This window comes from Candidatus Methylomirabilota bacterium (assembly GCA_036002485.1).
Lineage (GTDB): Bacteria > Methylomirabilota > Methylomirabilia > Rokubacteriales > CSP1-6 > AR37.
Genome location: DASYTI010000237.1, coordinates 1 through 8325, shown reverse-complemented (window position 1 = coordinate 8325; position 8325 = coordinate 1). Strand labels below are relative to the sequence as shown.

Below are 8325 nucleotides of genomic sequence, written 5' to 3'. Positions count from 1 at the left end.
GTCCGGGTCACAGGGGTGGTGCGCACGCTCTCCGACGGGCGATTCGTCCACAAGGGGCCGATGGCGCGCGGTCTGCCGGGCCGTCTGGGCACCACGGCCGTCCTCGACGTCAACGACGTGAAGGTCATCCTCATCTCGTATCGCTGGCAGACGCTCGACCCTGAGATGATCCGGTTCGTGGGCATCGACCCCCTCGAGCACAAGGTGCTGGTGATCAAGTCCACCATTCACTACCGTGCCGCCTTCGAGCCCATGGCCCGAGAGATCGTGGAGGTCGACGCCCCGGGGCTGTCCTCGTCCAATCTCGCGCGCTTCGATTTCAAGCGGATCCGCCGGCCGATCTTCCCTCTCGATCCCGACACGACCTATCCCTGAGCGGCCCACGCGCAGGAGGACCCTCGCATGTCCTTCCCCGGCTTCACCCCAGCCGACTTCAAGGTGTTCGACATCGACGGCTTCAAGCCCCGCATGGAAGCCATCAAGATCCAGATCCGCCCCAAGCTCGAGGCGATGGGGCGCGACCTCTTGCCCGACGTGGCCCGCATCGCCGGTGACACGGCCTTCGCCCACGTGGCCCGGCACGCGCGCCGCACCGTCAATCCTCCGGACGACACCTGGGTCGCCTTCGCCCTCGACAAGCGCGGCTACAAGAAGCACTGCCACTTCAAGGTGGCGGTCTCGCGCGGCGTCGTGCGCTTCCTCTTCGAGGCGGGGCCCGAGCACGCGCAGAAGCGGCGCTGGGCGGCGGCCTGGAAGCGGCAGGGACCGAAGCTGGCCCCCGTGCTGAGACGCGCCAAGGGCCTCGCCTGGTTCAAGGACGAGCACGACGAGCGGCCCGCCGCCATCCTGGGCGAGCTGTCGGCCGAGGACATCGCGCGGCTGGGCGACGAGCTGACGCGCACCCGCGATGGCTCGCTCGTTCTCGGGCGCGCGGTGCCCGCGCAGGAGGCGGCGCGCTGGAAGCCGCGTGACTATGCGCGCGTGGCCCGCGAAACCTTCCAGCTCCTCGCCCCGCTCTACCGGCTCAGATGACTGTCCTCAGTCATCTGCCGGGTCGGGGGGCGAGCCACATCAACTCAGCCCTCGCCTCGGGGCTTCGCCCCTCAGCTCGAACCGCCACGCCCGAAGGAGGCGGCAGCCCGAGGCGTACTTGTTCGTACGTTGAGGGCTGCCGCCGACTGAGAACGAAGTATGACGAAGCCACTCGACCCGGCAGATGACTGAGGCGGTCATCTTCGACATGGACGGCGTCCTCATCGACAGTGGCGCCCATCACCGCGCGGCCTGGCTGGCCCTCCTGGCCGAGCTGGGCGAGGAGGCGGCGCACCCCGAGCCCTGGCGGCTGACCATAGGTCGGCCGAGCGAAGAGGCGGTGCCGCTCCTGCTCGGTCGCTCCATGCCCGGCTACGAGGCGCGGCGACTGGCCAGGCGCAAGCGCGATCTCTACGTTGGCTTCGCGCGCGCCGGCCTGGTGGCCGTACGTGGGGTGCGCGAGTTCGTGGGTGCGCTGGAACGCCTTCGCGTCCCGCGCGCCGTCGGGACCTCGGCCTCGGCCTTCGACGTCGATCGCTTGCTCACGGGCGTGGGGCTGCGACGTCAGTTCGGCGTCATCGTGACGGCGGACGACGTCGTCATGGGCAAGCCCGATCCCGAGGTCTACGAGCTGGCGGCCGCGCGGCTCAAGGTGCCGGCCGAGGCCTGCCTGGTCTTCGAGGACTCTCTGGTGGGGATAGAGGCCGCCCGGCGGGCGGGCATGCGCGCCGTCGGCGTCACCACCGCCCACAGCGACGCCGAGCTGAGAGAGGCCGGGGCCGAGCGCACCATCGCCGATTTCGAGGGTCTCCAGTGGCCGAGCCTCGCAAGCCCGTAAGCGCCCCCGCCTTCTGGGACGGGCTCTATGCCGAGCATCAGGACGGCTGGGAGCTCGGGGAGGCTGCGCCCTCGCTGCGCGCCTGGCTCGCCTCGGGCCGGAAGTTCTCTCATGCCGGGGCCGAGCGAAGTGCCGCGGCCATGTCGAGGCCTCCGCTCCTGGCTGTCCCCGGCTGTGGGCGAGGTCATGACGCGCGTCTGCTCGCCCGCCACGGCTATGGCGTCACGGCCTTCGACTTCGCGGAGGCCGCCATCGTCGAGGCTCGAGCGCTCGCGGCCAAGGATCGTCTCGCCATCGCCTTCGAGCAACGCGACGTCTTCACCCTGGCCGCTGACTATGCCAGCCGATTCGACGCGGTGTGGGAGTACACGTGTTACTGCGCGATTGATCCCGACCGCCGCGGGGAGTACGCGGAGGTGCTCCAGGCCATCCTGCGCCCCGGGGGGATCCTCCTCGCCTGCTTCTATCCTTTAAGAGAGGGTACGGACGGGCCGCCCTTCCCGGTGTCGCGGGAGAGTATCGAGACCGTTCTCGAGCCCTGCTTCCGCATCGTGGAGGCGGGGGCGCCGCCCGCCTCTCCCGAGCGGCGCCAAAATCTCGAATGGTTCGTGGTGGCCGAGCGTCGCGCACCTTGATTGGCCGTTTGATTCACCCAGGAGGGCATGTTACGGTTGAGCACTTTTTTCGGGACGCCACGTCTTCGCGGTGGTACGTGCGCGGCAACGGGCGGCCAAAGGAGGCTCCGGTATGAAGGTGCTTCGCATCGTTGCCATCATGCTGCTCGTGGCCGCGGTGGGCGGCGGTTTCGCCCTCCGCGATCTCGCCGACGCGCAGGCCCAGACCATCAAGATCGGCGTGCTCTACGACCACACCGGCCCCTTCTCCGCGGCGGGATCGCTCAACTGCTGGCGCGGGGCCAAGATGATGATCGACTTCATCAACGAGCGCGGCGGCGTGATGGGCAAGTACAAGATCGTCCAGGTGGACGGCGACGGCCAGTCCAAGGCCGAGGTCGCCATCAATGAGGCCGAGCGGCTCCTGAACGTCGAGAAGGTCGACATCCTGGCCGGCATCTACTCGAGCGCGCATGCCGTGCCGCTGGCCGAGAAGGTGGACAAGCAGAAGCGCTTCCTCTGGATCACCACGGCCATCTCGTCGAAAGTCTTCGACGGGCGCAACCTCCAGTACACTTTCCGTCCCCAGCCCACGGGTATCCAGTTCGGCGAGCTCTCCGTCCAGTACATCAACGACTATTCGCAGGAGAAGTTCAAGAAGCCCGCCAAGGAGCTGCGCCTGGCCATCATCCACGAGGACGGCGCCTATGGCGCCGACGTGGCCCTGGGCAGTGAGCTCAAGGCCAAGGAGCTCGGGCTCAACGTGGTCCTCAAGGAAGGCTACTCGATCAGTGCCCCCGACCTCTCCGCGCTGGTGACAAAGCTCCGGTCGGTACGGCCCGATGTGCTCTACCACACGGGCTACAACCCCGACATCGCCCTCTTCCTTCGCCAGGCCAAGGAGCAGGGCCTGCGCGTGCGCGCCTATATCGGCCACGGCGCCGGCCACAGCCAGATCGACAAGCTGAAGGAGGCCTTCGGGGCCAAGGAGATCGACGGCTTCCACACCCTCGACCCCATCGCCTCCCAGCTCCTCGATCCGAAGAAGCTCAAGCCCGGCGTGGGCGAGCTGACGGCCGAGATGGTGAAGCGCTACAAGGCGCTGTACGACAAGGACGTGGCCGACCGCGCCATCGCGCCGCACGTCTCCATGGGCTTCAACAATATGTGGATCCTGCTGAACGACGTGGTGCCGAGGGCCATCACCAAGTACGGCGGCTGGACCCCGGAGGCGCTGGCCAAGGCGGCCCGGGACACCGATATCCCGGAGGGCGGCACCATGCAGGGCTATGGCGTGAAGTTCAATCTGCCCGGCCATCGCTTCGCCGGGCAGAACGAGCGCGCCTTCCCGGCCGTGTTCGAGATCATCGAAGGCAAGTTCGAGCTGGTCTTCCCCAAGACCGTGGCGACCGCCCAGCCCATCCTGCCGCTGCCGGCGTCCTCGCCGCTTGCCGTGCGCTAAACGTCGGAGGGGGCCTCGACGGCCCCCTCCGAGCCTCCCCCTTCGATTGCGCCGGCTTCGCTCGCGCTCGAGCCACGGCCGGTAGGCGCGCTCGGACATGCTGACGGTCTCCGGGCTCACGAAGCGGTTCGGTGGCTTTACGGCGCTCAACGGGGTGTCGTTCGAGGTGCGGGAGGGCGAGATCCTCGGACTGATCGGGCCCAATGGCTCCGGAAAGACGACGCTGTTCAATTGCGTGTCGGGTGCGCTGCCGCCCACGGCCGGTTCCGTCCGCCTCCGCGGGGAAGAGATCGGGGGGCTCACCCCCGACAAGATCTGCCATCGAGGCATAGCCCGGACCTTTCAGATCCCCCGGCCGTTCCGCAAGCTCTCCATCCTCGAGAACGTCTCCGTGGCCGCCCACTACGGAACCAACCAGCCCAACACGGAGGCGCAGGCCCGGGTCCGGGCGCGCGAGATGCTGGAGCTGGTGGGGCTGCCCACGGACCCCGAGGTGGCCACCACCTCGCTCGGCGCCGGCGGGTTGAAGAAGCTCGAGCTGGCGCGAGCGCTGGCCACCGGCCCCCGCCTGCTCCTGGCCGACGAGAGCCTGGGCGGGCTCGATCCGTCGGAGATGCACGACGCCGCCGAGCTGCTCAAGCGCATCCGCCGCGACCTCGGGATCACCATCGTCTGGGTCGAGCACATCATGGCGACCCTGATGCGGGTGGTGGACCGCATCGTGGTGCTCGACCACGGCGAGAAGATCGCCGAGGGGCCGCCCCTCGAGATCGCCGAGCACCCGCAGGTCATCGAAGCCTATCTGGGCGAGAAGGTGGTGCTCACGTGATGCCGGGCATCGCATGCTAGAGCTCGCCGGCATCACGGCGGGCTACGGCCACTTCACCGCGCTCTGGGACGTGAGCCTGCGCGTGGCCGAGGGCGAGGCGGTGGCCGTCGTCGGCCCCAATGGCGCGGGCAAGACCACGCTCCTCCGGGTGATCTCCGGCCTGATCGCCCCCCGCGCGGGCCGCATCACCTTCGCGGGCGCCGAGCTGGCTGGCCATCCCGCGTACGACATCGTGGCCCACGGGATCGCGCATGTGCCCGAGGGTCGCCGCCTCTTCCCCGCCCTCACCGTGGCGGACAACCTCAAGATGGGTGCCTTCCTGCCCTCGGCTCGCGCCCGGTATCGGGAGAGCTTGGAGCGCGTCTACACGCTATTCCCGGTTCTTGCCGAGCGCCAGAGTCAGCGCGCGGGCAGCATGTCGGGCGGCGAGCAGCAGATGCTGGCCCTGGGCCGCGCCATCATGTCGCGCCCCAAGATCATCCTCATGGACGAGCCTTCCCTGGGCCTGGCCCCCGTCATGGTGCTGCGCGTCTTCGACCTCATCCGTCGTGTGCGCGAAGAGGGCTACACGATTCTCGTCGTGGAGCAGAACGTCCGCCAGGTGCTCAAGCTGGTGGACCGCGCCTACCTGCTGGAAGTCGGGCGCATCAAGATGGAGGGCCGCGCGGACCAGCTCGCGGAGCAGGACTTCGTCCGCAAGGCCTATCTGGGAGTTTGATGTTCGAGCCGAAACGCGGCCGACGAGCCGCAGGCGAGGAGCGCGGTGAGGCGAGGGCTGAGTAGATCGAGCCGAAACGCGGCCCGCAGTTCGAGATGAGCGGCGAAGCCGCCAGTCGAGAGCTGAGTTGATCCCGAAGGTGAGGAGAGCGGTGAGGCGAGGGCTGAGATGAAGGTCTTTCCCCCTCACCCTGCCCTCTCCCCCAGTGGGGGAGAGGGATTCAAATGATCGATCCGATCTTCCTCGTGGAGGCGGCCATCAACGGCATTCTCCTGGGCGGCGTGCTCGCGCTGCTCGCCTTGGGCCTCAATCTGATCTTCGGCGTGCTGGACATCGTCTGGATCGCCTACGTGGATCTCGTCATGCTGTGCATGTACGGTATCTACTTCCTCAACGCCGTCTATGGCTGGCCCATCTGGGCGGCCGGCGTGGCGTCCCTGGCCATCGGCGCGCTGCTCGGCGTCGGCGTGCACTTGCTCATCATCTCGCCCATCCTGACGAGCGCCCCCATCAACCAGCTGCTCGCCACGGGGGGGCTCCTCTTCTTCCTGCAATCCTTCGCCACGTTCCTGTGGACGACCGACCACAAGACGGTGCGCCTCAGCCTGCCCAGCTACGAGATCGCGGGGATCTTCCTGCCCGCCACGCGGCTCATCCCCTTTGCCATCTCCATTCTGGCTGTGATCGCGCTCTACGTGTTCCTCACGCGCACCTATATCGGCACGGCCATCCGCGCGGTGTCCCAGGACCGCGATGCCATGGCCCTGATGGGCGCCAATCCCCAGCGCATCTACATCGTCACCTCCGCGGTGGGCGGGCTCATGGCGGGGCTGGCCGGGGCCCTCCTCATCTTCCAGTACTCCGTGCATCCGTTCTTCGGCGCCCAGTTCGGGCCGCTCACCTTCATGGTGTGCGTGCTGGGCGGTCTGGGGAACATGGTGGGCGCCTTCATCGCCTCCTTCATCATGAGCGAGATCATCGCCATCGGGGGCGTGGTCATCTCCACCGAGATGGGCTACGTCATCGCCTTCGTGATCTTCATCATCATGATGTTCGTGCGGCCGGGCGGCATCCTGGCCAGGCGCGAATGAGCCTCGGCGGCCGCCTCCTCGCGGGAGCCCTCCTCGCGCTCCTCCTCGCCCTTCCCTTCGTTCCCATGGGGGTCATGAGCCAGTACGTGCTCCACGTGGTCATCCAGATCTTCGTCTGGTCCTTCATCGGCCAGGCCTGGTCCCTGATGGGGCGCTTCGGCCTGGTCTCTCTCGGCCACGGCGCCTTCCTCGGGGTGGGCGCCTACACCACCACCCTCCTCTGGAACTACTACTCGCTCACGCCCTGGGTCGGCGTCCTGCTCGCCGTGGCCGCGGCGGTGGCCATTGCCGTGGTGCTCGGTATCCCGTGCTTCCGCTTCCGCGTCATCGGCCACTACTTCGCGCTGGTCACCCTGGCGGTGGGCGAGGTCATCCGCCTCCTCATCATCGCCGAGCGCGACTGGACGGGCGGGTCGCTCGGGGCGAGCCTCAAGACCGCGGGAACCGCGTCCGGACTCTGGACACTCCAGTTCGCTGACAAGCGCGTGTTCTACTACGCCTCCCTGGCCGTCTTTCTGGCCGGACTCTGGGTCTGGGACCGGGTGGATCGGAGCATGGCGCGCTCGGCGCTCGAGGCCATCGGCGAGGACGAGACGGCGGCGGCCTCGGTGGGCATCCACGTGACGCGCTTCAAGCTGGGCATCACCGTGCTCTCGGCGGCGCTCACGGCCGTGGGCGGCGTGCTCTACGCCCAGTACATCTCCTACGTCAACCCGGACACGCTGTCGGGCATCGGGGTGTCCCTCAAGATCGTGTTCGCCGTGGTGCTGGGCGGCATGTATTCCCTGCTGGGGCCGCTCGTGGGTACGGCGCTGACCACGGCGCTGTCCGAGGGGCTGCGGATCGCCTTCGGGCTCAAGCTTCTCGGCATGGCGGAGACGATCTACGGCCTCCTCCTCATCATCTTCATCATCTTCCTGCCCGCGGGGATCTACGGGTCCCTTCATCAGCTGATCCGACGCCGCGCCACGAAGACGGCGCCCGCGTAATGTCTCGCGCGCGGCCTTGACGGGTCGGGCATAATCGGCGCCATGGCCACGTGGGGAAAGTTCCCGGACGAGGACGCGCCCAAGGCGGTGGTCGCGCTGGCCGAACAGGTCGAGCGCGACGGCGGCCTCGCCCTGGCTCTCTACCGCGAGCCGGTGGGCGAGCACTGGCAGATCTTCTGTCTCCTGCCCATGGGCAAGGTCGAGCCGACCCCGTATCAGCGCGACCTCTCGCCCACGCATGCCAAGCGCCTGCAGGAGGTGGTCAAGAAGATCGATCGCTTCGTGGATCCCATCGTCGTGATGTCGCCGAAGGTGGGGCTCTACTGGACGCCCAACGGCAATCACCGACGCGTGGTGCTGGAGAAGCTCAAGGCCAAGCTGGTGCCGGCCATCCTGGTGCCCGAGCCCGAGGTCGCCTTCCAGATCCTCGCCCTCAATACGGAGAAGGCCCACAACCTCAAGGAGAAGTCCCTCGAGGTCATCCGCATGTACCGGGGCCTGGTGGAGGAGGAGCCGGAGAGCGGCGAGGAAAGCTACGCTTTCCAGTTCGAGTCCCCCCACTTCATCACGCTGGGACTTCTCTACGAGAAGAACAAGCGCTTCGCGGGCGGCGCCTTCGCGCCCATCCTCCGGCGCGTGGACAAGTTCCTCAAGGGCCGCTTCCCGAAAACGCTCGGGGAGCGGGAGGAGCGCGCCGAGCTGGTTCGCGAAGCCGACGAGGCGCTGGTCGAGGTGGTGGCCAAGATCAAGAA

The 8325-nt window shown here is 67.8% G+C and carries 10 protein-coding genes; all 10 read left to right on the top strand.

The annotated features are described in order from the left end of the window. On the top strand, positions 1-375 hold a 375-nt coding region (locus VGT00_20575), incomplete at its 5' end, for an MlrC C-terminal domain-containing protein (GenBank protein HEV8533826.1). A gap of 27 nt (positions 376-402) precedes the next feature. Then, positions 403-1032, top strand: a complete 630-nt coding sequence (locus tag VGT00_20570) for a DUF1054 family protein (protein ID HEV8533825.1) — start codon at positions 403-405, stop codon at positions 1030-1032. 184 nt (positions 1033-1216) lie between these two features. Then, positions 1217-1870, top strand: a complete 654-nt coding sequence (locus tag VGT00_20565) for an HAD family phosphatase (GenBank protein HEV8533824.1) — start codon at positions 1217-1219, stop codon at positions 1868-1870. Next, positions 1846-2505, top strand: a complete 660-nt coding sequence (locus VGT00_20560; GenBank protein ID HEV8533823.1) for a methyltransferase domain-containing protein — start codon at positions 1846-1848, stop codon at positions 2503-2505. Before VGT00_20565 ends, VGT00_20560 begins: the two co-directional genes overlap by 25 nt. Before the next feature lie 112 nt (positions 2506-2617). Next, entirely contained in the window at positions 2618-3946 is a 1329-nt protein-coding gene (locus VGT00_20555) for an ABC transporter substrate-binding protein (protein HEV8533822.1), read from the top strand. A gap of 97 nt (positions 3947-4043) precedes the next feature. After that, on the top strand, positions 4044-4775 hold the full coding sequence (locus VGT00_20550) for an ABC transporter ATP-binding protein (protein ID HEV8533821.1): 732 nt from the start codon (positions 4044-4046) through the stop codon (positions 4773-4775). 13 nt (positions 4776-4788) lie between these two features. Beyond that, positions 4789-5493, top strand: a complete 705-nt coding sequence (locus VGT00_20545; protein HEV8533820.1) for an ABC transporter ATP-binding protein — start codon at positions 4789-4791, stop codon at positions 5491-5493. Between the two features lie 224 nt (positions 5494-5717). Beyond that, on the top strand, positions 5718-6584 hold the full coding sequence (locus VGT00_20540; protein ID HEV8533819.1) for a branched-chain amino acid ABC transporter permease: 867 nt from the start codon (positions 5718-5720) through the stop codon (positions 6582-6584). Then, on the top strand, positions 6581-7573 hold the full coding sequence (locus tag VGT00_20535; protein HEV8533818.1) for a branched-chain amino acid ABC transporter permease: 993 nt from the start codon (positions 6581-6583) through the stop codon (positions 7571-7573). Before VGT00_20540 ends, VGT00_20535 begins: the two co-directional genes overlap by 4 nt. Before the next feature lie 42 nt (positions 7574-7615). Continuing rightward, the coding region (locus tag VGT00_20530) for a chromosome partitioning protein ParB (GenBank protein HEV8533817.1) at positions 7616-8325 on the top strand (710 nt) is incomplete at its 3' end.

What these genes read in the sequence shown, in the direction of transcription:
- VGT00_20570 (HEV8533825.1), top strand. Translation starts at nt 403, where the DNA reads ATGTCCTTCCCCGGCTTCACCCCAGCCGACTTCAAGGTGTTCGACATC.
- VGT00_20535 (HEV8533818.1), top strand. Translation starts at nt 6,581, where the DNA reads ATGAGCCTCGGCGGCCGCCTCCTCGCGGGAGCCCTCCTCGCGCTCCTC.
- VGT00_20555 (HEV8533822.1), top strand. Translation starts at nt 2,618, where the DNA reads ATGAAGGTGCTTCGCATCGTTGCCATCATGCTGCTCGTGGCCGCGGTG.
- VGT00_20545 (HEV8533820.1), top strand. Translation starts at nt 4,789, where the DNA reads ATGCTAGAGCTCGCCGGCATCACGGCGGGCTACGGCCACTTCACCGCG.
- VGT00_20550 (HEV8533821.1), top strand. Translation starts at nt 4,044, where the DNA reads ATGCTGACGGTCTCCGGGCTCACGAAGCGGTTCGGTGGCTTTACGGCG.
- VGT00_20565 (HEV8533824.1), top strand. Translation starts at nt 1,217, where the DNA reads ATGACTGAGGCGGTCATCTTCGACATGGACGGCGTCCTCATCGACAGT.
- VGT00_20540 (HEV8533819.1), top strand. Translation starts at nt 5,718, where the DNA reads ATGATCGATCCGATCTTCCTCGTGGAGGCGGCCATCAACGGCATTCTC.